Raw genomic sequence first — 25,197 nt, forward strand, 5'->3', positions numbered from 1 at the left:
TAGATGGAAATGTCCAATAGGAGGGTTCAAAAGGACAAAACTCCAAAAATATAGATGGAAATGTCCAATAGAAGGATTCTAAAGAAAAAAGACACCAAGAATCTCGATAGAAAATATTTAATTGGGCGGAGGAGAAAGAATGGATCGTGATCAAGCCAAATTATTGATTGAAAAAAAACTGAAGGCAACGGTTGATTCCAACCCAAAGCTTTTAAATGCCTATTTGCTGATTCATTCAGATAAACTCAATATCCATTGGAATTTTGCCCACGGAAAAACCGATAATATGCCAGCAAACCCCGAGCAGCCCTACCATACAGCAAGTATCGGAAAAACGTTTACTGCTATGATTATTGCGAGGCTAGCTGAAGAAGGGAAGCTGAGCTTTAGCGATCCGATTGCCAACTATTTACCAGAGGATATGATCAAGGATTTGCATATTTTTAAAGGTAAAGACTACTCATCAGAAATACGTATTGAACATTTATTAACCAATACATCGGGTCTGCCAGATTATTATGAAGAAAAACCAAAAAAGGGCAAAGCATTTTTGGAAATGCTGCTGGAAGAACCTTCGCGAGAATGGACTCCCCAAGATACCATCCAATGGTCAAAGCAGTATTTAAGCCCCCGTTTTTCACCAGGGAAAGGTTGCCGCTATACTAACACGGGTTTTAACCTTTTAGGATTAATAATCGAAAAGATTACCTCAAAGCCCTATCATGAAGTGCTCCATGAATGCATTTTTCAACGTCTCCAAATGAATCATTCCTATTTATCCCAGTACTCGGAACCTGTAGTAAAAAGTAGTTTTCCAACAGCGAATGTGTATGCATTGGACAAACAAATCAAGGTGGAAGATCAACTTAGTTTTAAGAGTTTGTATGCTGCAGGGCAAACGATTAGCACATCTGAGGATCTGCTTTTATTTATAAGAGCTTTGACTGAAGGGAAGTTGATTCGCCCTGAATTCCTATTGAGTATGAAAGAATGGAGGAAAATGTGGATAGGCGTGGATTATGGATATGGACTGATGAGGGTTCGGATGCTGCCGGTAATTCAGAAGTATAACGTCTGGGGCCATTTAGGGTCGATTGGATCATTCATGCTTTATAATCCTACTTTGGATATTTATATCATAGGAAATTTCAATAATACAACGTATTTAGCAAAAAGTATTCGCTATGTATTTAGTATTCTAAGAACCTTAGCCAAATGTGAAGGGTAATAATTTATATTTCATAGTGCACAGGAATAAAAAAGAAATAGCGATGCTTCATGTGAAGCATCGCCTTGGATAATGGGAAAAGTTACTTTAGCCTAGCCTTACTTTATCGGTAACCAAATTTCGGAGTAGTAATCAGAGCCCCATGGATCTCCTTCGAAATAGACTTCTAATTCGGGAGTACCGGCAGGCTTATATTGATTGGATGGAAACCATTCAGAGTAGATTTGTTTCCAAACCTTCTGGATTGCATCTGGCATTGGGCCGTGAACTTCAAAAACTACCCACTTTGATGCCGGGATTTCAAGCCGCATTAAACCTTCAGGTGTTTCCCCACTATATTCTGCAGCTATCCAATAATCAATGAGCGGCCCAGATTGATTACTGCTTTTATCCACACAAACACCAACGACCCCTTTTATGTTCCCATTATTTAACTTAAATAAAAGGTCATTTGTACCATCTGCATGCACAACATCCCACATTTTGGGGATTCCAATCAAATTTTCGCCATTTATGCAGGAAAATTCTCGCTTGATGCCAACTACTTGGAAACCTTCTTTTTCAACAATTTTGTAATTCACCCGAATCTGCCCCTTTCGGTCTAATTATAACAGTAGTCGGGGTAGAGTGGCGCACACCTCATATTTGAATAAGCACCCCGTTAAATGGAAGGAAAATTACTCAATCTCTTTCTCTTGCCCTCTGCGCATCTCTTATATTCTTTTGAACCGTTATGGCTGCAAATAAACTAAGAACAAAGGACATACCATAAAATCCCTTTTCACTTAAATCAATACTTCCTGCATTGAATAAACCGATACCCATTAATGAAATAGATACAATAAGCGCAAACCAACTAATACCATAATAAATATTGGTAACAGGTATTCCTTCATCTTTATCTCTTACTGCTTTTTGTAAAGATACTGCTGCATAAAGTCCGAATACTAAAACTGCAAAGTAATATCCTTTTTCGTTCAATTGCATCGATGCGTTAAATAGACCGATGAGATATGCCGCAACACCTACTAATAGTGCTGCCCATGAAGCCCCGATGAAAGCTGGAGTCGGTTCTCCCTCTTTCCTTGCAACTTTCATTTTTGGATCCTTTTGTTTTCCTTTATCTAACAAAACCTCATTATCATTAGACATTGAATGGTTCGCCTCCCTCATTTTTTTGAATAAAAATGGAGCACTGTAGACTGTAGTGCTCCTACCTAAATCTATTATATAGAATTTTCTTACAAATAATAGATAATTTTTTCTTAATTTCCATTTAGGATTACTGTATTCACGACTTGTATGTTCAACGTTAAGCATTTACTGTAGTAACTATTTCGGGATGCTAAACGTTCTTTCTTTTAAATTTTGTGGTAAAGTAAGGGAGAAATTATAATTTTGGATTTTAATGGGAGACGATTCACATGCAAGGCTGGAAACGTAATTTATGGGTATTATGGATTGGCGTCTTTTTTACATCGGCAAGCTTTTCGATGGTTATTCCTTTTTTGCCCATCTTTCTTCCGCAAATCGGCGTCCATGAACATATTGAAATGTGGGCGGGATTGTTGTTTAGCGCCGCTTTTTTTGCTGGAGCGATTGCTTCACCGTTCTGGGGGAGTGTAGCCGATAAATATGGACGAAAGCCGATGATTATCCGGGCGGGATTTTGTCTTTTTATCATCTATAGTTTAACTGCATTTGTGACCAATCCCTATCAATTATTAGCCTTACGGATTTCGCAGGGGCTGTTAACCGGATTTATTCCGGGTTCGATTGCCTTGATTGGGACGAATACGCCTGGTAATAAAGTAGGATACGCCCTGTCGATGATTTCGACTGCATCTGCCTCGGGGGGGATTCTTGGGCCGCTGCTTGGCGGGGGAATTGCGCATTTAGTCGGAAACCGCTGGGCTTTTGGCAGCGCAGGAATATTTACGTTAATTTCGACAATTTTGGTCATTTTTTGGGTGACGGAGGAGAACTTTACTCCAAGCAAAAAGCGTGGTTCTGTAAAAAATGACATAAAAGAAGCGTGGAGAAATCGACCATTTATGCTGGTGCTGATCTTAACGGTCGTCACAGCAGGTTCGATCATGACGATTGAACCGGTTCTACCCTTGTATATAGTAAAATTAGGCGGTTCAGTTGATAAAGCATCACTGTTAGCCGGTATTGTGTTTTCACTTCCGGGGATTGCTAGTGCTTTATTTGCACCCATCTGGGGTAAATGGGCCGATAAAGTTGGGTTTCATCGGGTTCTTGTGGTCGGGTTACTTGGCGGCGGCCTCGGCACGCTGGCACAAATTCTTTTCAGTGAAATTATTGGATTTTCAATTATCCGTTTTGTATTTGGTGTCTTTTTCTGTGCGGTCTATCCGGCATTAAATGGCCTTGTTGTGAAGTCTACAGAAGAGGATTTCCGTGGTCGGGCATTCGGATTAAGCCAAACGGCCAACCAAATCGGCGGGATGATTGGCCCGATGATCGGCGGCTTTATTGGTGGAATTTTTCCGGTACAAATGGTTTTTGTCGTAACAGGTATTTTACTGATAGTGGCAATGGGAGCGGCACTATGGAAAGGCAAAGGTCTTAACCGCTTGTCGATTCGGAAAAGCAACGCGTAGTACGAGAGTTTTGATTGAAAACTAGAAAGAAATGTCCTTCATATGTGTATGAAGGGCATTTTTTGAGAAGACCAGAGAGAAATGTCCTTCATAAGGTGAATGAAGGACATTTCGGGTGAAAACCAGCTGAATAGGGACGGGTTACTCCCGAATAAATTAATATGAAGCATATTTTTTGTAGTGGGGAAAATCCGGGTGAAAGGGAGGAGATTGGTTGAAAATGGACTCTAATCAGGGGAATACTTATCTTGATGCCATTGACGCTGCTTTAGAGAAAGGGATGGCAGCGAAGGAAGTTGTTTGCTCAATTACGACCGGTTTTCGAGTAATTGCTTCGCTGCGAAATGCACCGGGTCTAAACCCTTACCATGCATCTGTGGCTGATGTGGGCTATGGTTTTGATGCGGTTAGGGGAACGATTGGGCGACTCCGTAAGGGTGAAGCGATTACTCTTGGAAAAGAAATGCTTGTCCTTGACCTTGACACCCTTCGAATTAGTGAAAAACAATTAGGACCCAATTTTGATCTAGTAGCGAAAGAGGCAACAGCAGATACTTATTATTTAATTGAGCAAAGCCAGTATCTCAACCATCAAATTGCTGAAAAAATTAACGAAGCCATCCGATACGGAAAAGCCCTTTTAGGAGCAGAATGGGATGAGATTTTAAAACGGGTCCAAAACGTTCAGTCCATTCCACGTTTGTAGAAGAAAAATAAAAGGGGGTGTTCATCGGAATGGCTCAAAAAATGAGTGAAGAGGAACAGCAGCGCCTAATGGAATGGTGGAATGCAACGGAAAAAGGCTCAATTGTGGTGAAACAGCTAGTTTCACTTATTACTGAACTGAGGCTGAATCCTGAATCAAGCCGTGCGGATGGGATGATCCTGCTTTACCGCGCCGCATCAGAGGTTTCCTATGGATATGCAGGAATGAGAGGGTGTATCCGTCGAGCTTTTTCTAATGAATATTCGGAATTTCTACGCAATAATATCGTCAGGTGCGGCAGCTTTGCCCGTAGATTTTCTGTTGATACAAAGGTTCTTCTTGAACGGGTTGCCAAACAAACCAATGGGGAAAGCACATTGGTGATTGTAGACCGCATCCGGGAAACACTTCGTGAAAATGATTCAATCCTAACCGAAATAGAGAAAAAAGCAAATGCTTTTTTTGGAAAGGAAAACTTTCAGGTTTTACAAAGCAACTTTAAGCAATCAATTACTTTACCTCCTTCCGAGTAACCATCACCACATTAGAACAAAGGGGAATGAAGTTATCCCTCTTTAATAAATTTGACTGAAACAAAAGTGCCTTCGAAATTGGCGGTACTTTTGTTTCAGTGGCGGTTTTGCAATTTTAAAAGGACGCTTATTGACACGGGTACATTTATGTTATACAATTATCTCGAATTCAAGATAAATGACTTCAAAGTAATATCCTGGTATAGAGATTCTTATTAAGGGATGAACCGTTTGCTTAAATTTTTTGAAATGGACAAAATAAGGTCAATTGAATTATATAAACTTCTATTAATTAACCTTTGAAGTAGTAGAAGCCGCAGCCAAATGGTATACAAAAATTCTTGTTAAGGAGTGATTAGGAGATGGAACTCTTAGGATTACATCATATATCGATATTGACAGGGAAAGCGGAAAGGAATTATGAATTTTATACAAAAACTTTAGGAATGAGATTGGTCAAGAAAACGGTGAATCAAGATAATACAGAATCCTATCATCTTTTCTATGCCGACGCGGAAGGAACACCCGGGACTGACGTGACGTTCTTTGACATTCCCGGTCTTGGACAATCATACAGGGGAACTTCAGATATTTCCTTCGTATCATTGAGAGTGAAAAATTCAGATTCATTGTTATTTTGGAAAGAACGTTTTCAACAATATGGGGTAGAACATGATGAAATTCAAAAACGGGCCAATCGTGATACATTGGCCTTCAGAGATCTTGAGGGAACTCGTTTAATCCTTGTAGCCGATAACGGTGAAAAGGGTGTTAGAGCAGGTGTTCCTTGGCAAAGGGAAGACATTCCGCTAGAACACGCCATTATTGGTTTAGGTCCTGTAACACTTACGGTTGGAATTTCCGAACCAACCATCGGCGTTTTAACAGAGGTGATGGGTTTTCGCTTGGTCGGTTCCTATCCATCACCAGAGGGGAATTATCCTGATATATTGGTTTATGCAACTGGTGGAGGCGGCAGTGGTGCGGAAGTTCATATTGAAACAAGACCCGATTTGCCCAAAGCCCGCCTAGGTCGCGGCGGTGTTCACCATGTTGCCTTCCGTGTTCCTAATGAAGAAGAGTATGATCAATGGGCCATGCGGTTAAAGGAATACCGGTTACCGAATTCAGGGAAAGTGGAACGGTATTACTTTAAGGCATTATACTTCAGAGAACCCAATGGAATATTATTTGAATTATCCACGGATACACCAGGATTTGCAACAGATGAACCGATGGAAACAATGGGGGAAAAGCTGGCGCTTCCGCCATTTTTGGAACCAAAGCGAAAAGAAATTGAAGAAAAATTACGTCCTTTAATCTTAAAATAAATCTAGCTTTCTTGGAGGAATATAATATGAACCATTTAAAAGGAATGCACCATGTAACAGCGATTACTAGTAGTGCTGAAAAGAACTATGAATTTTTCACTTATGTTTTAGGGATGCGGTTAGTTAAAAAAACAGTCAATCAAGATGATATTCAAACCTATCATTTATTCTTTGCCGATGACAAAGGTAGTGCAGGCACAGACATGACTTTTTTCGACTTCCCTGGCATTCCGAAAGGAGTACACGGTACAAACGAGATTTCAAAAACATCTTTCCGTGTACCAAGTGATGCAGCGTTAGACTATTGGGTAAAAAGGTTTGATCGTCTAGAAGTCAAACATACTGGAATCAACGAGCAGTTTGGCAAGAAGACACTTTCTTTCGTTGATTTTGATGATCAGCAATATCAATTGATTTCGGATGAATTGAATAAAGGTGTGGAATCTGGCACACCTTGGCAAAAAGGCCCAATTCCATTGGAATATGCGATTACTGGTTTAGGCCCCATTTTTGTTCGTATTGCCAACTTTGATTACTTTAAAGAAATGATGGAAAAAGTTCTATTATTTAAAGAGACGGCTAAAGACGGATCGTTCCATTTATTTGAAGTGGGGGAGGGTGGAAATGGCGCTTCGGTCATTGTCGAATATAACGCCATTCTTCCAGAAGCCCGACAAGGTTTTGGCACGGTTCACCATGCGGCATTCCGCGTAGAGGATCGCTCTGTTTTAGAAGAATGGATCCGGCGGATGAGTAGTTTCGGTTTCCAAACATCCGGGTATGTAAATCGTCACTTTTTTGAATCATTATATACAAGGGTTGCACCACAAATTTTATTCGAGTTTGCTACAGACGGCCCCGGTTTTATGGGAGATGAGCCTTATGAAACACTTGGAGAAAAATTATCTTTACCTCCATTCTTAGAGCCTAAACGTGCACAAATAGAAAAATTAGTCCGCCCAATTGATACAGTAAGAAGTACAAAGGAATTTATTAAAGAATAAAAGGGAAAGGATCATAAATAAATGATCCTGAAAATATGAAGGTTCAGCCGATTTATGTGGCTGGATCTCTATTTGATTTTTATTGGCAAAAATCCACGAAGCTATAGCACCTGTGAATCCTAGTGAATAAATAAAACTTCATTTTCCCCCTTTCCCCTCTCTTGGTAAAAAATGAAACTTTTTTTATAGTAAGGCAGTATACTATGTAGTAATGTGTTTTAATTTCTGTTTCAAAATAAGAGAGGAATGATCACGTATGAGTATTATTTCAAGATTTAAAGATATAATGGCGAGCAATATTAATGCTTTATTGGATAAGGCTGAAAACCCGGAGAAAATGATTGATCAGTACTTAAGAAACCTTAACAGTGATTTAGGGAAGGTAAAATCGGAAACGGCATCCGTGATGGCAGAAGAACAGCGGGCAAAAAGACTTGTAACCGACTGCGGGGAAGATATGGAGAAAATGGAACGGTATGCGATAAAGGCATTAGAAGCGGGAAATGAAGGAGATGCGAGGAAGTTTTTAGAAAAGAAAGCGGCACTCACAGCTAGATTAACAGAATTACAGTCGTCGTATCAATTGGCTTCAGCGAACGCACTGCAAATGAAACAAATGCACGATAAGCTTGTCGCGGATATCGGTGAATTGGAATCACGCAAAAATATGCTGAAAGCGAAATGGTCAGTGGCTAAGACACAGGAGCGAGTGAATAAGCTTGGAGCATCTGCAGCGGGTTCAGGTCAATCCATTTCTGCATTCGAGCGAATGGAAGAAAAGGTGAATCGTGCATTGGATGAGGCTAATGCCATGGCAGAACTAAATGCAGATCCGAAAGATGAGATGGCAGACTTAACAGCTAAATATGACGAACCAAGCCATGATGTTGAGGATGAACTTGCCGCATTGAAAGAAAGAATGAAGAATAACGGTTAGCCATCTATTAAAAGCTGCAGCCATATTGCTGCGGCTTTTGACCGCCCGCCATTAAAATTAGTTAGATATAAAGGGGGTTAAAAACATGATCCTTCATTATAAATGCCTTGGCTGTGGAAGTGATATGAGCTTCGATTCTGAATCAGGCGAATTATCTTGTCAAAGCTGCGGCAGACACGAAAATATAGAAAATTATCCAGAAGACTTGGTATCAGCCAGGTTTTCAACTGACGAGGCGAATGAGTACCATTGTGAAAATTGTGGAGCTGTTCTCATAACAGAAGCAGAAACAGCCGCAACAAGCTGCAGTTTCTGCGGAGCGGGTGTTATCATTGCAGACCGTTTATCTGGGCAGCTAGCACCAACAAAAGTGATTCCTTTTACCATTAGTAAGGAAGAGGCAACGAAGGCATTTCAAAAATGGTGCAGGAAAGGACTTCTAACCCCGAAAGGCTTTATGACTGCCGATCGAATCAAGAGTATCACTGGGATCTATGTTCCATTTTGGTTATTTGATTTAAATAGTAGGGTGCACGTAAACGCCACATGTACAAAGGTCAGGACCTATGAACAGGGCGATTATATTTATACTGAAACAAAGTATTTTGATGCCTTCCGCGATATCAACCTTGATTATGTTAAGATTCCAGTTGATGCATCTGAAAAAATGAATGATGAATTAATGGATAAACTGGAACCATATCCATACGATCAGTTAAAAGAATTTAAAACTCCCTATTTGGCGGGATATATTGCCGAGAAGTACAATTATACAGACAAAGAATTGCTCCCGCGTGCGAAGGATAAAATAAACAACTATATTGAGTCATATATATCTTCAACATTAACAGGCTATCATTCTGTAAATGTAAAGAGTAAGCAGATAGATACAAAAAGCGTGAAGAGTAATTATGTGTTACTACCTGTATGGATGGTCAGCTATGATTACAATCAATCAGAGCTAACTTTTGCGATGAATGGGCAGACGGGAAAGGTAGTCGGCAAACCGCCAATCAGCACCGGTAAGGTAGCCATGTGGTTTAGCGGCATAGCAGCAGGAACCTTTTTTGCGTTAAAATGTGTCTCTTATATGATGGGAGGCGGTTTCTGGTGAGTGGAGGGTTTGTGCAAAAATGTAGTCTCTTATTCTTTTTTATTACGATTAACCTACTTCTGCCGTTGGGGCTGTCAGTTAAGGCAGAAACATTTGATCGGAATCAGTATATATATGATTCTGCCGGGCTGCTAACAGCTGAAGAGGCATCAGAACTTCAAAATCTAGCAAGTGAACTGGGCAAAGAGAGGGAGACCGCTTTTATCATCCTCACGTTAAATGGAACGGACGGAAAGATCCTAAAACAATATGTAGAAGATTTCTATGATGAACAGGCACCTGGATATGACCAGCCACATGGAAATACAGCGATACTTGCAATCGACATGAAAGAACGGGATGTGTATTTGGCGGGGTTTAAAAAAGCCGAGCAATATTTGGATGAAGGACGGCTTGATCAGATTCGCGATAATATTACACCTGATTTATCAGAGGGGCATTATTTTCAAGCGTTTTCGGACTTTATCAATACTTCCTATGAATATATGGGCTATGAGCCGAGTAGCGGTTCGGATGGGTATTCAGGCAATGGATCAGGTGGGAGTCCGGAGGGGTATAATGGCTACGATTCAGGGACCGAACCGGAAAATTTATTTATTCAATGGTGGTTTCAATTAATTATCTCATTCATTGTGGCAGGTACTGCTGTAGTGATTATGGCCTATCGTTCCGGAGGAAGGGTTACGGTAAATGCCCGAACCTATATGGATAGCGATAAATCAAAAGTAGTTAGCAAGTATGATAACTTTGTCAATCAAACAGTGACACGACAGAGAAAACCGGATAATCCGAAAAGTGGTGGCGGCGGTGGAATCACCGGTGGCGGTCACTCGCATAGCGGCAGCAGCGGCAAGTTCTAACTAAGAAAAGCGGAAGCGCCCTGTTCAGCGGCGTATGGCCTGGAGCTGGACAATGCTCAAAGTCGAAAACAGATAAAATCTGACATGTGTGGAAGGGAGAAAATAATCAATGTCTTTTTTTAAAAACCAATTTGCAAATGTAGTAGAATGGCAAGAATTTCGCGAGGATATGATTTTCTATAAATGGAGTAATCATGAAATCAAAAAAGGGAGCAGACTGATTATTCGGCCTGGTCAAGATGCGATTTTTTTTAACAATGGAAAAATTGAAGGGGTATTTCGCGATGATGGGGAGTATGATATCGAATCACAAATCATTCCTTTCCTATCAACATTAAAAGGATTTAAGTTTGGTTTTAATAGTGGGATGCGGGTAGAAGTCCTGTTTGTGAACACGAAGGAGTTTGTGGTGAAATGGGGTACCCAAAATGCAATTAATATCCCGGCGCCGGGGCTTCCGGGCGGTATGCCGATTCGGGCGAATGGAACATTTACTTTTAAAGTTGATGATTATATTGCTTTAATTGATCAAATAGCCGGTGTGAAGGATCGATATGTAGTGGAGGATGTCAAAATTCGCATTACATCAATCCTTGATCAGCTCCTGATGAAATGGATATCAAAGGAAGGCAAGGATATGTTCAATCTTCAGTCCAACTCCTTCGACATTTCTAAAGGGATCCAAGAGGATTTGGATATGCAAATGCTGAAAAGCGGCATTTCGATCACTGGATTTACCGTCATGAGCTTCAGCTATCCAAAAGAGATTCAAGACATGATTACCAAAAATGCTTCCCACGGAATGGTTGGCAATGTTGATCGATATCAGCAAATCGAACTGACAGACGGCATGGCTTCTGGAAAAATGAGCGGAGGCGGAGCAGCATCTGATATGGCTGGGATGATGATGGGGATGAATATCGCAAACAAAATGATGAACCAAATGAATCAGCCAACTCCGTCGCAAACTCCCCAACCGCCTTCACAGGTAGCGGAGGGTGACGGCGGCCAAAAGAGACCAAACTTTTGCCCGAATTGCGGAACCAAAACAGGCGGAACTAACTTCTGTTCAAACTGTGGGCAAAAACTTATTTCCTAATGCCAGAAAATATCAATAAATAGACAGAAAAACGTCTAGGGTTGAGATTACCCTAGACGTTTTTCTTTTGATTTGGCTGTTTTCGTAAAGAATGTTGTTATTAAGTCACTAATGAGGTGTGAATTTATATCAAATTAGCAAGTTAATCTAATTTATCGGCGAATTTTGTAAGTATATCGGCGAATTGAACCACTTTATCGGCGAATTTTCAATTATATCGGCGAATGAAAAAAAGCAACAAACTCTTTTAAAAGCCCTCAATTAAAATCCCTTGGCACTTCAAAACAAATTAATGAATAGTCATTCACCCTATGTTAATATTTAACAAGAGGATGGTTATGAGGGGGTTTCGTTTTATGTTAGTAAAGAAGAATTTCAAACAGCAGATGATAAATGGAGTTCAAATGGGAAACGGAACAGTAGCACTGCAAGGGGTAAAATTAAATGTTCATTGCTTCTTTGTTGACGGTGTTTTAATTGATACAGGGGCAAAATCATTAGAAAAGGAATTTACCCCATTTTTTAACCAACAAGATATTGATCAAGTGGTCATTACGCATTTTCATGAGGATCATACAGGCTGTGCAGCATATTTACAGAAAAAGCAGCAACTACCTGTTTATATGAATGATATTAAGCTTGAATATTGTAAAAAGAGGCCAGACTATCCAATGTATCGAAAATTATTTTGGGGGAAGCGCGCCCCTTTTCATGCGAAGGCAATTGGTAAAACCTTTTCATCCCGTAATGCAACATGGGACGTGATTGAAACACCTGGTCATGCTATTGATCATTTGGCGTTTTTAAATCGTGAAACAGGTCAACTTTTTACTGGGGATTTGTATTGTCAGGAAAAGACAAAGGTGGCTTTACGTGAAGAAAACATTCCAACTATTATTCATTCCTTAAAGAAAGTATTAACCTATGATTTTGATGATGTGTTTTGCTGCCATGCCGGCTATTTAGAGGATGGGCGTGCTGCTTTACAACGAAAGCTAGATTATTTGTTAGATATCCAAGAAAAAATTATCAAGCACTACGAAGATGGATTGTCCCCAAGTCAAATCAAAAACACTCTTTTTCCAAAAAAATATCCCATCATCTTTTTTTCTTCAGGGGAATGGGACTCTGTGCATATCGTAAACTCTATTATTCAAGAACATATGAAAAATTCATTTTCGAATTAAAAAGGAAAAAAGATAAGACAGAAGGAGCTGAGATAAATGAAGAATTACCTGATTCGTACATATGAGGAAGCCATTGAAGTGATTGAGGAAATTGGTTTGCTGCCATTGGCAAAGTTAGTACCTGATTATCCCTCATTAGATAGTATTACTTCAAAGGATTATTGGTATAGTGGTTCAGAATTGGATCCGTGGATGTGGCGTGCCGAATTCGCAGTTGATGGAGTGGCGGCATACGGAAAGTTTATCAAGAAAAAGTCTGTTTTAATTTCACGTGAGCTTCTTCCTTTAGTTAGGATAATTTTGGGCTCAGCGCAACCGTTGGATAAAAGGTATGATGATGGACTGGTTTCAAGAGAAGCCTTGGAACTGTACAGGCTTATTCATGAGGAGCCAGGAGTTGATACGAGAGTGTTAAGGGCTAAAGCAGGAATGAAGGATAAAGAGAAGAAAAAGCCATTTGATAACGCGTTGCTGGAATTACAAGGATCCATGGATATTGTTGTCTCTGGGACGAAGGCAAAAACCAACGAATTGGGTGAAAAAAATGGCTGGAGCAGTACATCATTTGAGACAATGGAGTATTGGGTGAAAAGTAATGATGTTAAGGCTTTGAGCCTCGATATGGAAGAGGCAAAAATGGAACTGAAAGAGCACTTTTCTCGAATCTGCAGCCCGGAATCCATGAAAGCATTGGGAAGAATATTTAAGTTTTAATGTATGGCAAAGCAATTAAAGGAAATGGAAGCAATGCGACAGGAGTTTATTTCAAATGTTTCTCATGAAATTCAGTCTCCATTAACGTCAATAGGAGGGTTTGCCAAAGCTCTTCAATATGACGAATTGACGAATGAAGAACGAAGCCACTATCTTAGTATTATTGAAACCGAAACGTACCGATTATCGAAATTAAGTGATAATCTGCTAAAGCTAACATCGCTGGAATCCGAGCATCATCCATTTGAGCGGAAAAGCTATCGATTAGACCAACAAATAAGAAATATTATTTTAGCGTCAGAACCTAATTGGATGGAAAAAGAATTAGAGATTGATGTATCATTGGAGAAAGTCCAAATCTTAGCGGATGAGGACTTAATGAGCCAAGTCTGGATCAATTTGATCCATAATAGCATTAAATTTACTCCTAGTTTCGGAAAAATTCGAATCCATCTTAAAAATATCGATGGTAAAGCGATTATTAAAATTTCCGATACAGGAATTGGCATTTCCAAAAAAGATCAAGTTCACATATTCGAACGCTTTTTTAAAGCTGATAAGGCGCGAGAACGATCTAGAGGCGGGAGTGGTCTAGGGCTCTCTATCGTGAAAAAGATCACTGAGATGCATAATGGAACGATACTTGTTGAAAGCGAAATAGAGAAGGGAACGACATTTACCATCGTCATCCAAATTTAATTAGTAGAAATCCCATTAAGAAGGGATTTCTTTTTAATCCACGGACCAATGGATCGAGGGGTAGAGCAGTGGTGAAAATGTAACCCACTGCTCTTATTCCCTATTTCGTTAAAAATTTTTTAAAGTTCGTTTTAGCTCATGATTAATGATGACCAACTATTCGGTGTGGTACATACGGTTCTTCTAAGAATGCGAGCACCGTTTCAAAAGCTTTTAAAGTGTGTGAGTTAAAGGGCTTGCTAGGTGCATCTGTCGAGGATTATGGGACGGGTCAAAGAAGGACTAGTAAAAGCGATGGAAGTAAGGCTTATCTAAAGCTGATAAGCCTGTTTTAAAAAAACGGTAAGGTCTAAATAGAAATTAAAACTTCCTTTCTAAGTTCCAGTCTACGATATATAAGCGCAAATACCATTGAAGGGATGGTACAAACAATCATTCCGATAAAGGCATATCTTGGCTCAATTTCGTATAAATAGCCGCCGAAAATGGTGAATATTGCAGTGCTCCAGCTAAGTGCCAGCGCTGAATACATGCCTTGTGCTTTCGGAATCTGCGCGGGTGAAATATTTTTGATCAAATATTTCATAAAGGCATAATGCCCCATTGCAAATGAGCATGCATGCAAGGCTTGTGTAATACTGAAAACAATCACATTAGGAAAGGAAAAGACCAGTAACCATCGTATGGTTGAACCCAGTGCTGCCATTGCCAACAAGGAGCCAACTGAAAACCGCTGAAAGTGCTTGTCGGCAATGGAAAAGAAAATGATCTCTGCGAATACGGCAATGTTAATAATGAGTCCAATCAAGTACTTTGGTGCATGGATTTCCTGTAAAAAGATATAGCCATAGCTGTAATAAGAAGCGTGTGCTGCTTGTAATAAAATCACGATAACAAGCACTAATCCAAAGTGTTTTATGCGGAATAAACTCATCATTCCGTGTTTTTTAGTTTGATCCATTTTCGGTTTTTCCGATAAAACAACCGGTGAATGCATAAACCCTAGAAGTAGGAATATCAGTGTCCCCAGTAACAGGGCCCATAAGATTACTTCGTCACCCAATGCCCCTGTAAACAAAGTTAAGATCATGCCAGCAAAAACAAACCCGATCGAACCAAATGAGCGGCTCTTGCCATAATCCCGTAGTTGTTTAGTTTGCACAAGTGTACCAGCTGCACTATCTAAAGCTGGCATTAATGCTGGATAAAAGAAATGTAAAAGCAAGGTAGCCAAAAGTAAGCCAGTAAAGGAAGTTGCCGGGATATAACTCAAAAGGCTGATAATTGTACCTATGGTCATTGCATTTACTAATGTCTTACTACTGAATTTTTCCGAAAGATAAGGAAATGCGACCAAAGTTGAGAGACCTCTGGCAACCAATCCCAGGCTCATAATCAAACTGGCTTGTGAAACGGTAATCCCTTTTGTATGGATCATCCATCCGGTCCAATACGGTAGAAAAATACCCCAAGTCATAAAAAAGCTAAAAAACTGACTACTCATCCAACGTTGTGTGTTCATTATTTATCACCTCATGGGTTGCATCATATCATGGAGATATTTACAATAATATGAGAAATCTCATATTTTAAAAGGTGATATATGAAAATCTATAAAAATGGGAAAAGACAGCGCTATCTGGAAGAACACTCCGTCGCACATTTATTTTCATTTCCGATCGAAGAGTTTTTACAAATTCACGAATATCAGCGTGATGAATGGATTATTCAAGAAGGCATGAGACCGTATTTTCTATTTTATGTGATGGAAGGAAAAGCAAAAATATATGTGACACATCAAAATGGGAAAGTTTCCTTAATTAATTTTATCAACACAAATGACTATATTGGGGAAATGGAATTATTAAATGACGTGTACTATACAAAAGGGATTCAAGCCACAACTAAGACCATTTGTTTTGCTCTTCCGATTCATCACTATCGCACCCAATTGCTGGAAGATGCGAAATTTCTCCGTGAATTAACCAGATTTCTAAGTGTAAAGGCCACACTTATGGCTGAAAAGTATTCTCAAAGTCTTGCTTTCCCGCTTGAAAACCGGCTTGCGGATTTTATTTTGGAAACGGCAGATGAAGGGGTTTATAAGGAGAAACACGTAACGGTTTGTGATTATTTAGGCGTATCCTATCGGCACTTATTGCATGTGCTTACACAATTTTGCGATAAAGGGTATTTGCAAAAGACAGGACGGAACTATCAAATTAAACAGTACCATTCCCTATATGAACTTGCTCAGGTATTGAAGCATAAGTAACCTTAACAGAATTAGAAAGTAAGGGGATAAAATGAAGAATTACGATATTATATTTTTTGATATAGATGCATGTTATGTTATTCCGTAAAAGGCACAATTAATGGAATAAGGATTTCTTGCAATATAAATATTTTAAGTTAAAGGTCAAAAAAAATCTTTTGAGTTGCTCAGAAGGTTTTTTTATTTTTTCCAGAACCATTACTAAAAAATTTTATTGTCTTTTCTTTTTACATGGGGTAATATTACGTTATGCAATATATCGTAAAGCGATATATCTAATATCGATATATTACTTTCGTAATTTTATTTATTAAGGAGGAGTTTTGTTGAAGAAAAAAAATGCTGAAAGCTTCCTTCCTTTAACTCATACAACTTACTACATTCTTCTCGCATTAATTGAGCCATTACATGGATATGGAATAATGAAGAAAGTTGAGAAGATGAGCAAAGGGACAGTCAGGTTAGGACCGGGAACGTTATATGGCGCATTAAGTAAATTAGAAAAACAAGCGTTAATTGTAAAACTTGATGAGGTAAATAGTGAACGTAAAAAAAGTTATATAATAACCGATTTTGGATTTGAGGTTGTAACTCTTGAATTTAAACGCTTAGAAGATTTAGTCCAGTTGAGTCATGACTATTTGCAGGAGTTAGGAGGACGAGAAAATGAAGAAAAAAATCTTTAAACTGTTTTGGGCATGGAAGGATGATGCAGAAGAGAGATGGTTGAGTGAGATGGCACAAAAGGGATGGAAGCTGCACAACTTTCAATGGGGGTTATATACGTTTGAAAAAATTAAGCCGTCTACGTACATATACAAACTAGATTATAAATACACTCAAAATAACGACATGGAAGAGTACGTTTCAATATTTGAAGATGCGGGTTGGGAGCATGTAGACCAATTTTACGGATGGCATTACTTTTGTGTTAAAGAAGACCAGAGTCTTGCTGCACCTGATATATACTCCGATATTGATTCGAAAGTACAAAAATATAAAGTACTATCAAATATTCTTTCGTACGTAACATTGATATTAATAATTATTACATTAACTGTTTTTATGCGACCTAAGTACGATTTTATTGAAGTAATAAGATGGGTTTATTTTCTACTGATTGGTTTTAATTTATTTGCAGTTACACATTTAAGATTAAAAATAAAAAAATTAAAGAACTCCTTAATATAAATAGTAATTGGAATGGGGGAAACGTTATGTTGCGATAGGCGATTCCCTCACTGTTAGACGGCATCCTGTTTTGGATCCAGGATTTGTTGAATATTAGAGACCAGAGCCAGCAGGCCTATTATCCGTTTATTTCCTTGGCGTGCAATTTTGCCGAAATGCCGTCCAGCCCCTTATTTAAAATTTACTTTTATTGATGGTCATTAATTAAACTTCTAGATTACAGACGTTCATCATACTTATTACTAATTATTGAGTAAGGGGGTCCTTGATGAATAGTCATGATAATTCGTATCATCCTTATTTAATCCCTTTTGGTCCTTCCCTATCAATAAACCAAACATACTCCACTTCTCCTAATTTATATATGGGAAATCAGCCGCCAAGCTTTATAAAATTAACTCCTAAAAAAACACTAAGGACAAGATCCTTATGGAAACCGATATACGACCCTTACTACAATTTTCTTGGGCCGGTAAAAAGAAGCCGATCTACACGGTGTCCGCGCCGTCACGCGCAAATGATGTCGCATCACAAAGCTTCTGTAAATCCTACATACTTTCGCAATGGGGAAGAGCCTGCTCCACGTTTTCGTATGCCTGATCAAGGCATGCTGCCAGAAAGTGCATATCAAATGATCCACGATGAAATGGCTCTTGATGGCAAACCTAAACATAATCTTGCAACATTTGTTACCACATGGATGGAATCTTCCGCAGATCGTTTATATGCCGAAGCATTTAACAAAAATTTGATTGATAAGTGTGAATACCAGCAGACAACCTCGATAGAGAAGCGGTGTATACGAATGCTAGCCGATCTCTGGCATGCACCTTATCCGCATAAAACTGTGGGTGTTTCAACAACAGGATCGTCGGAAGCATGCATGCTCGGGGGACTTGCATTAAAGCGGCGTTGGCAAAAGGCGCGTAAGAAACAAGGGAAGCCGATTGATCGGCCCAATATCGTATTTAGTTCAGCTGTACAGATTGTTTGGGAAAAATTCGCGAACTATTGGGATGTTGAGCCTCGTTATGTAAACATTGCTCCGAATCGCCTTTGGATGGATCCTGAAGGTGTGCTCGCTGTCGTAGATGAAAATACAATTGGTGTGATACCGATGCTTGGGGTAACTTATACAGGCATTTATGAACCGGTTGCCGTCATCGCCAAAGCCTTGGACGAACTTCAGTCCAGAACCGGATTAGATATTCCTATACATGTAGACGCTGCTTCGGGAGGATTTATAGCACCGTTTCTCCAGCCGGACTTAGTCTGGGATTTTCAGCTGTCTCGGGTGAAATCCATCAATGTTTCCGGACATAAATACGGATTAGTGTATCCGGGTATTGGATGGATTATTTGGAGGGAGGCTGAAGATCTCCCTGAGGATCTCATCTTTCATGTGTCCTATTTAGGCGGGAACATCCCTACATTTGCTCTGAGTTTCTCGCGTCCAAGCGCACAAGTGCTCCTCCAATACTATAACTTTATTCGTTTAGGCAGATCCGGATACTATGAGGTACAACGGGTCTCCCAATCAGTGGCGCATTTTCTTAGCAACGAGATTCAGACAATAGAACCTTTTGATGTATTGACAAACGGTTCAGATATTCCGGTATTAACGTGGCGACTAAAAGAAGGCTTCACATCAAATTGGGATCTAATGGGGAATTTAAAAATAGTGTTTTATTCTTAGTTAAAATTGAGGGCAAAAATGAATTATATTTGGGAATCGATAGCCATTTTATTTACCGGGGTTTTCCTATTACGGATTGCAGGTAAAAAAGCAACGGCTGAAATGACAGCATTAGAACTTATAACAGTTTTGACGATTGCATCAGTAATAGGTCACGCTATTCCTGAGTATAACTTATTAAAAACAATATTATCCTTATGTTCTCTTGTAGCCATTTTTATACTAATTCAGTTGTTAACCATTAAATTTAATTTTATTCAAAAGTTATTTATAGGGACGGCAACACCGGTTATCCAAGATGGAAACATTGTATCCAACAATCTAAAAAAGCTTCGCATGTTCGTTGAACAGCTGGATGCAAAATTACGAGAAAACGGAATTTCTTCTATCACAGATGTTAAAAATGCTTCAATTGAGATGACTGGGAAACTTGGGTATGAGTTAATGAAGCATGCTAGGCCGGTAACAGTTAGAGAATTAGAAAGAATGTTGAATCAACTACAATTGAATACACACCAGCACCCAACCCTTGATGAAAATGGTGAAACAAAGTAATATACAGAAAAAGCCACGAACGTAAAGGAAGGTGGCTTTTTCTGTATATTTTTACTCTATTCGAGATTAGCATGATTACCATACATTTTAGTAGAATCTAAGCCTTTTTTCTCCATAAAGCGTAAGATTAAGGCGTCATAAAATAACAGCATTGTTTGCTCAAATAGAGATCCCATTGGTTGAATAGTCTTGTAATTACCTTCAGACTGGTCTTTCGTGACTCCCGGTAATTTAACAATAATATTGGCTAGTTTTCCAATGGTTGATTCAGGTGAAATGGTTATAGCTGCGACTGTACCTCCCAAGCTTTTCGCTTTTTCAGCAATGGCAACTAAGGTTTTGGTTTCTCCTGAACCTGACCCAATGATTAATAGATCGTCCTTTTCTAAGTTAGCTGTTACGGTTTCACCCACTACATAGGCATCAATCCCCATGTGCATCATTCGCATTACGAAAGATTTACCCATAAAACCGGATCTGCCAGCACCAGCCACAAAGATTTTCTTGGATTCTAAAATCTGATTGACTAATTTCTCTGCTTCTGAGTCAGAGATTAAGTGTACCGTTTGACTTAATTCTTCAACGACTTTGGCTAAATATTGAGTAGTCTCCATCGTATATTAACCTTGTGCAATTAATTCCTGCATTTCTCTTGCAGCGGCTTGTTTATCTTCTTTTCCTGTGATACCTCCGCCTACAATGATAAGGTCAGGGTGTTCTTTGATTACTTCCGGAAGTGTTTCTAATTTGATTCCACCGGCAATCGCAGTTTTGGCATTTTTTACAACGCTCTTAATCGTGTGTAGATCTTCAAAGGAGTTTTTTCCTACAGCTTGCAGATCGTAACCTGTGTGTACGCAGATATAATCGGCACCAAGTTCGTCCAATTCTTTCGCACGGGTTGCAATATCTTTTACTGCAATCATATCCACAAGGATTTCTTTTCCTTGTTTTTTCGCTTCTTCTACTGCGCCTTTAATCGACTCGTCTTCTGCGGTTCCAAGAATCGTAATGATGTCAGCACCTGCTGCAGAGGCTTGGCTTACTTCATACCCAGCGGCATCCATAATTTTTAAGTCAGCTAATACGGTTAAGTTAGGAAATGCAGCTTTTACTTCTTTTACTGCTTTAAGACCTTCATTGATTACCACAGGTGTACCAATTTCTACTACATCAATGTACTCTTCTACCTCTTTCACTACTTCAATGGCTCCTGGAATATCGACAAGATCTAATGCTAATTGTAATTTCATGTACATTCGCTCCTTTTAGAATTGTGTAATTGGTTGTGCCAAGAGGCTGTCATGAGATATTTCCTTTTGAAAATCGATTTGCTCACCAGCACGTTGTTTAGTATACTCATTATGTCATTAATTTGAAAGTACGCACTTTTACCGCATATAGTGCTAAAAAGTATACTATTGGTGAAAATATAGAAGAGGTGAAGGAAATGCCAAATTTAGGAGAGAAAATGTTTAACTGTGAAAAAGAATTAACGCTTGCCGTTATTGGCGGTAAGTGGAAAATGTTAATTCTATGGCATTTAGGCAAGGAAGGAACGAAACGATTTGGTGAATTAAAGGCCCTTATGCCGGGTATTACCCAAAGAATGCTTGTTACTCAATTACGCGAACTGGAAGATCATTTAATCGTGCATCGGGAAGTTTACCCCGTAGTTCCACCGAAAGTAGAATATTCCTTGACTGAGTATGGAAGAAAACTTATGCCAATTTTAGAGGCTATGTATGAGTGGGGCAAAAATTATATTGAGCATGTATTGGATAAGGAACCTGAGCATCCATCAGCTGTTAAGTAGAAAAGATTGCTTTTTATGCTTTCTAACAATAAATAATATAAAAAGCCTTGAACAGCGATTTTTATATAATTGCTGCTCAAGGCTTTTTTACTTTTTTTATTATTTTGCTCTATATTATCTCAATGCCATGATGGGCCCGTTTGCCCTATTGTTAAATCGGGCAGTTTTTAAGAGTTGCAAAAACAGCAAATTGGTGTGATTTGTTATAATGATAATATTGCCAGTTGAGGAAGGAATTGTGGGGGATTTCTGTAAAACCATATATGGGATTTTCATAATAAAAAGGAGGCCTATAGTATGAAAAACAATAGGAAAATTTTAATAGGAATACTTACTGTAGTATTTGCCATTTTATTGGCTGCTTGTGGAAAATCATCTGAAGAGTCAGATGCTAAGTTGGAAAACCAGTCACAAAATAACAATATATCTCAGAACACAACGGACGATTCTTCAAATGAGGATTCAACAGAAAATACCTCCAATACCGACAAAACTGACACAGAAAATAATGATACAAACGAAAAAATGGATTCATCAAACAATGTACCGGCAAAAGCTGAAGACTCGTCGACTCATAATGCTACAGTGAGTCTGAAGGATGAGTATCTCAATAAATTAAACGAAACGAAAAAAGAAATGGATGAAATGAAGCCAACAGATTCATCAACATTCGCAGCGAAAAAAGTGGAAGGAGATCGATTTGATGTTTGGGATGGATTGTTGAATGAAGTGTATGGAATTCTAAAGGAACAGCTTTCTACAGAAGAGATGGACCAATTGAAAATTGAGCAACGAAATTGGATCAAATATAGAGATAATACAGCATTAGAGGCATCGCAAAAATATAAAGGCGGTACACAGGAACATTTAGAATATGTGGCTGTGCTGGCGAATCTTACAGAAGAAAGATGCTATAAGTTGGTTGAAGGTTATATGAAGTAATTTTTTCATCATTGATCAGGCAATCGACGACTGACACCGAGGCCGCTCCTGGTACACACGCCCTCAACCCACGACACCCAACGGTCAGCCCATGGCGGCCGATTGGAAGGAAAAACTGCCTTTGGTACCTTGCTTAGACGCTTCCCAGATTTAAAATTGGTGATTGATCCAAATGAGTTAATTTATAACAATACTTTATTTGTGGATTCAATTTTTTTTGGAGAACCAAGCAAACATCCATATTTAATTAACTAGATGCAAGAGTTGAGGATCAAATAACTGATCAGCAGCTCTTTTTTTGAGTTGACGATATTTTTGTTTGAAAATGGATATTTCCTTTTGCTCTAGAATAAAGATGATAAGAAAACTTTGAATCTATAAAAGCGGTGAGAGGATTTAATGAAGTTGGTTGAAATGCGAGCCAGTGGGTTACCGCTTGAATATGTACTTGGATTTACAATGTTTTGTGGCCTGCGGATAGAAGTAGAACGGGGAGTTTTTGTACCGCGTCAACGTACAGAGTTTCTGGTTCAGCAGGCAAGAGCATTGACTCACAATGGTGATGTTGTTGTTGATTTATGTTGCGGGTCGGGTGCTGTTGGTGCTGCAATAGTAACCGACTTGAATAAGATTTTATTACATTCTGTTGATATTGATCCAGTCGCAGTACATTGTTCTTCCCGTAACCTAGCTGACATTGGAGGTCACGTTTATAGAGGTGACTCATGCTGGATTAGTGACCAAAATAGCGAGGGATGAAGAATTAGATGCAACAGTTATAATTGGAACAAATTCTGGCAAAGAGTAACTTCGTTATTGAAGTCGCGGGCAGGTCAAAATCAGAGCTTTCATCCATGCTCGTTCTTGTCGAACCCTAAAATACCTTAACAAGAGGTGATGATGATGATGATTAATCTATTAGAAAACTTAAACGAACTATCTATAGTATTACTACTTCTTTGTTTATTCTTTTATTATTGGCACTTGAAAAAGACTAAGCGTAAAAGAAAACTTTCTTCATTTGAATTTTCGATGTTTGTAATAATTAAACTTGCGTATTTTCTGTGGGCGGGCAGCTATCTACTGCTGTTTTTAGATAGAAATTTTGGATAGAAGAGGTTAAACAACTTTATATGGAGGTAGTCATTGAAAGAGCATGTGGTCCGTTCTATCTCTTCTTATTCGCAATGGAGAGTACGCGTATAGTGGAAACATACAGGAGGGATTATTTGCCATAGGCTAAAGTCACCAATATACTTTTTATACTTGGGTCTTTTTGCTATAATAAATACTACAGTTGTAAAAGTAGGAGGGGGATCATGAAGGAGATTCCACAAATATCAGAAGCAGAATATGAAGTCATGAAGGTTATATGGAAATATGAGCCGATTTCGACTCCTGAAGTAGTGGAGAAATTATCGAATAAGAGTGATTGGAAGCCAAATACCATTCACACCATGCTAGCGCGCCTAGTCAAGAAAAGGGCTTTGCACGCAAGAAAAGATGGCCGAGTGTTTATTTATACTTCGCTGGTTGAAAATCACGAATATGTTGAGCAAAAAAGTAAATCCTTTCTGAAGCAGTTTTTCGGCGGTACCTTAAATTCAATGGTCTTAAATTTTATTGAAAATGATCAGTTATCCAATGAAGATATTTCGGAATTAAAGAAAATATTATCTATGAGAGATAAGAAGGGGGAAAAATAATGGATACCATGCTGCTGCGGATTTTCGTTAGTACAATCGTGGTATCCCTCCTTGTTTTCATCATTCTATTAATCAAAAGGCTATTAAACAATCATATGACGGTGAAAGCACATTATCATATTTGGTTTATTCTATGCATTCCAATCCTTACTGCCTTTTTACCTTGGAATTATTTTCGCCTTGGAGAAGGAATTCGCTATTTAAAAAGCTACCTTTTTTTTCATAGAGAAGCACCATTGAACAGTGAAAGGATTAATGGAGTGGATGCCTCTCAGGCGCCAAACAGCAATTTATTACATGATTTCACGGTATCGGTAAACAAGGCAGCGCCCGATTTCGTCTACCATACATTTTTTACAGTCTGGGTCATTGGAGTGGTTCTTTTTGTTGGGGCTGCTGTTTATTCAACTTATCAAATCTATCAAATCAAAAAGTCAGCTGTAGCTGTTGATAATCAAAAGCTAAATAAATTATTAGAAGCGTGCAAAGAAATGGTTGGGGTGAAAAGAAACATAAGGCTGCGGGAGACCTTTCTCATTTCCTCGCCGATCACGTTCGGGATTTTTCAGCCCTATATTTTTTTACCAAGCAAAACGCGAGAAGCATTCTCGTTAAATGAGTTAAAATACGTGTTATTGCACGAGCTGCACCATCATAAAAGCAAAGATCTGTTCGTGAATTACGTCATGTGGATGTTTCAGATTATTTATTGGTTTAACCCGGTCGTCTGGTATGCTTCAAAAAGGATTCGAATGGATCGGGAATTGGCCTGTGATGCATCCGTTTTAAATCTCTTGGATGAGAGCGGATATATAGAATATGGTCATACCATCATTCGTTTTGCTGATAAAAAATATGATAGGGCCTTTGAACAGTTTGCTCCAGGTATAGGGGGGACTAAAAAACAAATCAAACAAAGAATCCAATGCATTGCAAGCTTCTCTAGCGATTCTCTATTATTGAAATGGAAAAGCAAG

The 25,197-nt window shown here is 38.9% G+C and carries 26 protein-coding genes and 3 pseudogenes; 24 read left to right on the plus strand and 5 right to left on the minus strand.

Going from position 1 to position 25,197, the window contains the following annotated elements; genetic code table 11:
• The first annotated feature begins 139 nt into the window (after positions 1 to 139).
• The gene (locus BABA_RS02250; RefSeq protein WP_007083497.1) at positions 140 to 1,228 is read left to right on the plus strand and encodes a serine hydrolase domain-containing protein; all 1,089 of its coding nucleotides are present in this window, start codon (positions 140 to 142) and stop codon (positions 1,226 to 1,228) included.
• 98 nt (positions 1,229 to 1,326) lie between these two features.
• Here the strand turns inward: BABA_RS02250 and BABA_RS02255 are convergent, their stop codons facing one another.
• On the minus strand, positions 1,327 to 1,809 hold the full coding sequence (locus BABA_RS02255) for a GyrI-like domain-containing protein (protein ID WP_007083498.1): 483 nt from the start codon (positions 1,807 to 1,809) through the stop codon (positions 1,327 to 1,329).
• Between the two features lie 100 nt (positions 1,810 to 1,909).
• Positions 1,910 to 2,380 (minus strand): inner membrane protein YiaA, encoded by a 471-nt coding sequence (yiaA, locus tag BABA_RS02260; RefSeq protein ID WP_007083499.1) that lies wholly within the window; start codon positions 2,378 to 2,380, stop codon positions 1,910 to 1,912.
• A gap of 272 nt (positions 2,381 to 2,652) precedes the next feature.
• On the opposite strand from yiaA, the gene BABA_RS02265 reads away from it, so the two are divergent.
• From BABA_RS02265 to BABA_RS02320, 12 genes and pseudogenes are all read left to right on the plus strand, one after another.
• Positions 2,653 to 3,855: an MFS transporter gene (locus tag BABA_RS02265; protein ID WP_007083500.1), complete on the plus strand. Its 1,203-nt coding sequence runs from the start codon at positions 2,653 to 2,655 to the stop codon at positions 3,853 to 3,855.
• Between the two features lie 220 nt (positions 3,856 to 4,075).
• Positions 4,076 to 4,561, plus strand: a complete 486-nt coding sequence (locus BABA_RS02270; RefSeq protein ID WP_007083501.1) for a hypothetical protein — start codon at positions 4,076 to 4,078, stop codon at positions 4,559 to 4,561.
• Between the two features lie 29 nt (positions 4,562 to 4,590).
• Complete coding sequence (locus BABA_RS02275) at positions 4,591 to 5,094, plus strand: hypothetical protein (RefSeq protein WP_007083502.1); 504 nt, start codon at positions 4,591 to 4,593, stop codon at positions 5,092 to 5,094.
• Between the two features lie 362 nt (positions 5,095 to 5,456).
• Positions 5,457 to 6,425 carry a ring-cleaving dioxygenase gene (locus BABA_RS02280; RefSeq protein ID WP_007083503.1) on the plus strand — a complete coding sequence of 323 codons (969 nt, stop codon included), beginning with the start codon at positions 5,457 to 5,459 and terminating at the stop codon, positions 6,423 to 6,425.
• 26 nt (positions 6,426 to 6,451) lie between these two features.
• Entirely contained in the window at positions 6,452 to 7,429 is a 978-nt protein-coding gene (locus BABA_RS02285; RefSeq protein WP_007083504.1) for a ring-cleaving dioxygenase, read from the plus strand.
• A 256-nt stretch (positions 7,430 to 7,685) separates the two neighbouring features.
• On the plus strand, positions 7,686 to 8,366 hold the full coding sequence (locus BABA_RS02290; RefSeq protein WP_007083505.1) for a PspA/IM30 family protein: 681 nt from the start codon (positions 7,686 to 7,688) through the stop codon (positions 8,364 to 8,366).
• Between the two features lie 85 nt (positions 8,367 to 8,451).
• Positions 8,452 to 9,480: a TFIIB-type zinc ribbon-containing protein gene (locus BABA_RS02295; RefSeq protein WP_007083506.1), complete on the plus strand. Its 1,029-nt coding sequence runs from the start codon at positions 8,452 to 8,454 to the stop codon at positions 9,478 to 9,480.
• Complete coding sequence (locus BABA_RS02300; RefSeq protein ID WP_007083507.1) at positions 9,477 to 10,340, plus strand: TPM domain-containing protein; 864 nt, start codon at positions 9,477 to 9,479, stop codon at positions 10,338 to 10,340. The genes BABA_RS02295 and BABA_RS02300 overlap by 4 nt, the downstream gene beginning before the upstream one ends.
• A gap of 109 nt (positions 10,341 to 10,449) precedes the next feature.
• Positions 10,450 to 11,439 (plus strand): SPFH domain-containing protein, encoded by a 990-nt coding sequence (locus tag BABA_RS02305; RefSeq protein WP_007083508.1) that lies wholly within the window; start codon positions 10,450 to 10,452, stop codon positions 11,437 to 11,439.
• Positions 11,440 to 11,795: 356 nt separating this feature from the next.
• Positions 11,796 to 12,626 (plus strand): MBL fold metallo-hydrolase, encoded by an 831-nt coding sequence (locus BABA_RS02310; RefSeq protein WP_007083509.1) that lies wholly within the window; start codon positions 11,796 to 11,798, stop codon positions 12,624 to 12,626.
• 36 nt (positions 12,627 to 12,662) lie between these two features.
• Positions 12,663 to 13,340: an AlkZ-related protein gene (locus BABA_RS02315; RefSeq protein WP_007083510.1), complete on the plus strand. Its 678-nt coding sequence runs from the start codon at positions 12,663 to 12,665 to the stop codon at positions 13,338 to 13,340.
• 3 nt (positions 13,341 to 13,343) lie between these two features.
• A pseudogene (locus BABA_RS02320) lies at positions 13,344 to 14,039 on the plus strand (sensor histidine kinase); the annotation flags it as partial.
• A 349-nt stretch (positions 14,040 to 14,388) separates the two neighbouring features.
• Here the strand turns inward: BABA_RS02320 and BABA_RS02325 are convergent.
• Positions 14,389 to 15,561, minus strand: coding sequence for an MFS transporter (locus BABA_RS02325; protein ID WP_007083512.1), 1,173 nt, complete (start codon positions 15,559 to 15,561; stop codon positions 14,389 to 14,391).
• An 81-nt stretch (positions 15,562 to 15,642) separates the two neighbouring features.
• Between BABA_RS02325 and yeiL the strand changes: the two genes are divergently transcribed.
• The 5 genes and pseudogenes from yeiL (at position 15,643) to BABA_RS02350 (ending at position 19,756) form a co-directional block, all read left to right on the plus strand.
• Positions 15,643 to 16,314, plus strand: coding sequence for a transcriptional regulator YeiL (gene yeiL / locus BABA_RS02330; protein WP_007083513.1), 672 nt, complete (start codon positions 15,643 to 15,645; stop codon positions 16,312 to 16,314).
• Between the two features lie 326 nt (positions 16,315 to 16,640).
• On the plus strand, positions 16,641 to 17,000 hold the full coding sequence (locus BABA_RS02335; RefSeq protein ID WP_007083514.1) for a PadR family transcriptional regulator: 360 nt from the start codon (positions 16,641 to 16,643) through the stop codon (positions 16,998 to 17,000).
• Entirely contained in the window at positions 16,981 to 17,505 is a 525-nt protein-coding gene (locus BABA_RS02340; protein ID WP_007083515.1) for a DUF2812 domain-containing protein, read from the plus strand. Before BABA_RS02335 ends, BABA_RS02340 begins: the two co-directional genes overlap by 20 nt.
• A gap of 517 nt (positions 17,506 to 18,022) precedes the next feature.
• Positions 18,023 to 19,168 (plus strand): annotated as a pseudogene (gad, locus tag BABA_RS02345) (glutamate decarboxylase); the annotation flags it as partial.
• Positions 19,169 to 19,219: 51 nt separating this feature from the next.
• Complete coding sequence (locus BABA_RS02350; protein WP_007083517.1) at positions 19,220 to 19,756, plus strand: DUF421 domain-containing protein; 537 nt, start codon at positions 19,220 to 19,222, stop codon at positions 19,754 to 19,756.
• 56 nt (positions 19,757 to 19,812) lie between these two features.
• On the opposite strand, the gene hxlB is transcribed toward BABA_RS02350, so the two are convergent.
• Positions 19,813 to 20,370: a 6-phospho-3-hexuloisomerase gene (gene hxlB / locus BABA_RS02355; RefSeq protein WP_007083518.1), complete on the minus strand. Its 558-nt coding sequence runs from the start codon at positions 20,368 to 20,370 to the stop codon at positions 19,813 to 19,815.
• 6 nt (positions 20,371 to 20,376) lie between these two features.
• Entirely contained in the window at positions 20,377 to 21,009 is a 633-nt protein-coding gene (hxlA, locus tag BABA_RS02360; RefSeq protein ID WP_007083519.1) for a 3-hexulose-6-phosphate synthase, read from the minus strand.
• A 197-nt stretch (positions 21,010 to 21,206) separates the two neighbouring features.
• On the opposite strand from hxlA, the gene hxlR reads away from it, so the two are divergent.
• The 6 genes and pseudogenes from hxlR to BABA_RS02390 all read left to right on the plus strand — a co-directional run.
• Positions 21,207 to 21,572 (plus strand): transcriptional activator HxlR, encoded by a 366-nt coding sequence (gene hxlR, locus BABA_RS02365; RefSeq protein ID WP_007083520.1) that lies wholly within the window; start codon positions 21,207 to 21,209, stop codon positions 21,570 to 21,572.
• A gap of 297 nt (positions 21,573 to 21,869) precedes the next feature.
• Positions 21,870 to 22,514 (plus strand): lysozyme inhibitor LprI family protein, encoded by a 645-nt coding sequence (locus BABA_RS02370; RefSeq protein ID WP_007083521.1) that lies wholly within the window; start codon positions 21,870 to 21,872, stop codon positions 22,512 to 22,514.
• Between the two features lie 390 nt (positions 22,515 to 22,904).
• A pseudogene (locus BABA_RS02375) lies at positions 22,905 to 23,237 on the plus strand (methyltransferase); the annotation flags it as partial.
• 180 nt (positions 23,238 to 23,417) lie between these two features.
• Positions 23,418 to 23,627 carry a hypothetical protein gene (locus BABA_RS27925; RefSeq protein ID WP_007083523.1) on the plus strand — a complete coding sequence of 70 codons (210 nt, stop codon included), beginning with the start codon at positions 23,418 to 23,420 and terminating at the stop codon, positions 23,625 to 23,627.
• Between the two features lie 206 nt (positions 23,628 to 23,833).
• Positions 23,834 to 24,220: a BlaI/MecI/CopY family transcriptional regulator gene (locus BABA_RS02385; protein ID WP_007083524.1), complete on the plus strand. Its 387-nt coding sequence runs from the start codon at positions 23,834 to 23,836 to the stop codon at positions 24,218 to 24,220.
• The coding region (locus BABA_RS02390) for a M56 family metallopeptidase (RefSeq protein WP_007083525.1) at positions 24,220 to 25,197 on the plus strand (978 nt) is incomplete at its 3' end. The genes BABA_RS02385 and BABA_RS02390, both read left to right, overlap by 1 nt.

It is taken from the genome of Neobacillus bataviensis LMG 21833 (genome assembly GCF_000307875.1).
Lineage (GTDB): Bacteria > Bacillota > Bacilli > Bacillales > Cytobacillaceae > Neobacillus > Neobacillus bataviensis.

Excerpts from the sequence above, each read along its gene's own strand:
- hxlA (WP_007083519.1), bottom strand. The coding sequence starts at position 21,009 with ATGAAATTACAATTAGCATTAGATCTTGTCGATATTCCAGGAGCCATT.
- BABA_RS02270 (WP_007083501.1), top strand. The coding sequence starts at position 4,076 with ATGGACTCTAATCAGGGGAATACTTATCTTGATGCCATTGACGCTGCT.
- BABA_RS02370 (WP_007083521.1), top strand. The coding sequence starts at position 21,870 with ATGAAAAACAATAGGAAAATTTTAATAGGAATACTTACTGTAGTATTT.
- BABA_RS02350 (WP_007083517.1), top strand. The coding sequence starts at position 19,220 with ATGAATTATATTTGGGAATCGATAGCCATTTTATTTACCGGGGTTTTC.
- BABA_RS02280 (WP_007083503.1), top strand. The coding sequence starts at position 5,457 with ATGGAACTCTTAGGATTACATCATATATCGATATTGACAGGGAAAGCG.
- BABA_RS02305 (WP_007083508.1), top strand. The coding sequence starts at position 10,450 with ATGTCTTTTTTTAAAAACCAATTTGCAAATGTAGTAGAATGGCAAGAA.
- BABA_RS02285 (WP_007083504.1), top strand. The coding sequence starts at position 6,452 with ATGAACCATTTAAAAGGAATGCACCATGTAACAGCGATTACTAGTAGT.
- BABA_RS02315 (WP_007083510.1), top strand. The coding sequence starts at position 12,663 with ATGAAGAATTACCTGATTCGTACATATGAGGAAGCCATTGAAGTGATT.
- BABA_RS02340 (WP_007083515.1), top strand. The coding sequence starts at position 16,981 with ATGAAGAAAAAAATCTTTAAACTGTTTTGGGCATGGAAGGATGATGCA.
- BABA_RS02385 (WP_007083524.1), top strand. The coding sequence starts at position 23,834 with ATGAAGGAGATTCCACAAATATCAGAAGCAGAATATGAAGTCATGAAG.
- BABA_RS02325 (WP_007083512.1), bottom strand. The coding sequence starts at position 15,561 with ATGAACACACAACGTTGGATGAGTAGTCAGTTTTTTAGCTTTTTTATG.
- yeiL (WP_007083513.1), top strand. The coding sequence starts at position 15,643 with ATGAAAATCTATAAAAATGGGAAAAGACAGCGCTATCTGGAAGAACAC.
- BABA_RS27925 (WP_007083523.1), top strand. The coding sequence starts at position 23,418 with ATGATGATTAATCTATTAGAAAACTTAAACGAACTATCTATAGTATTA.
- BABA_RS02310 (WP_007083509.1), top strand. The coding sequence starts at position 11,796 with ATGTTAGTAAAGAAGAATTTCAAACAGCAGATGATAAATGGAGTTCAA.
- BABA_RS02290 (WP_007083505.1), top strand. The coding sequence starts at position 7,686 with ATGAGTATTATTTCAAGATTTAAAGATATAATGGCGAGCAATATTAAT.
- hxlR (WP_007083520.1), top strand. The coding sequence starts at position 21,207 with ATGCCAAATTTAGGAGAGAAAATGTTTAACTGTGAAAAAGAATTAACG.
- BABA_RS02275 (WP_007083502.1), top strand. The coding sequence starts at position 4,591 with ATGGCTCAAAAAATGAGTGAAGAGGAACAGCAGCGCCTAATGGAATGG.
- hxlB (WP_007083518.1), bottom strand. The coding sequence starts at position 20,370 with ATGGAGACTACTCAATATTTAGCCAAAGTCGTTGAAGAATTAAGTCAA.
- yiaA (WP_007083499.1), bottom strand. The coding sequence starts at position 2,380 with ATGTCTAATGATAATGAGGTTTTGTTAGATAAAGGAAAACAAAAGGAT.
- BABA_RS02265 (WP_007083500.1), top strand. The coding sequence starts at position 2,653 with ATGCAAGGCTGGAAACGTAATTTATGGGTATTATGGATTGGCGTCTTT.
- BABA_RS02295 (WP_007083506.1), top strand. The coding sequence starts at position 8,452 with ATGATCCTTCATTATAAATGCCTTGGCTGTGGAAGTGATATGAGCTTC.
- BABA_RS02250 (WP_007083497.1), top strand. The coding sequence starts at position 140 with ATGGATCGTGATCAAGCCAAATTATTGATTGAAAAAAAACTGAAGGCA.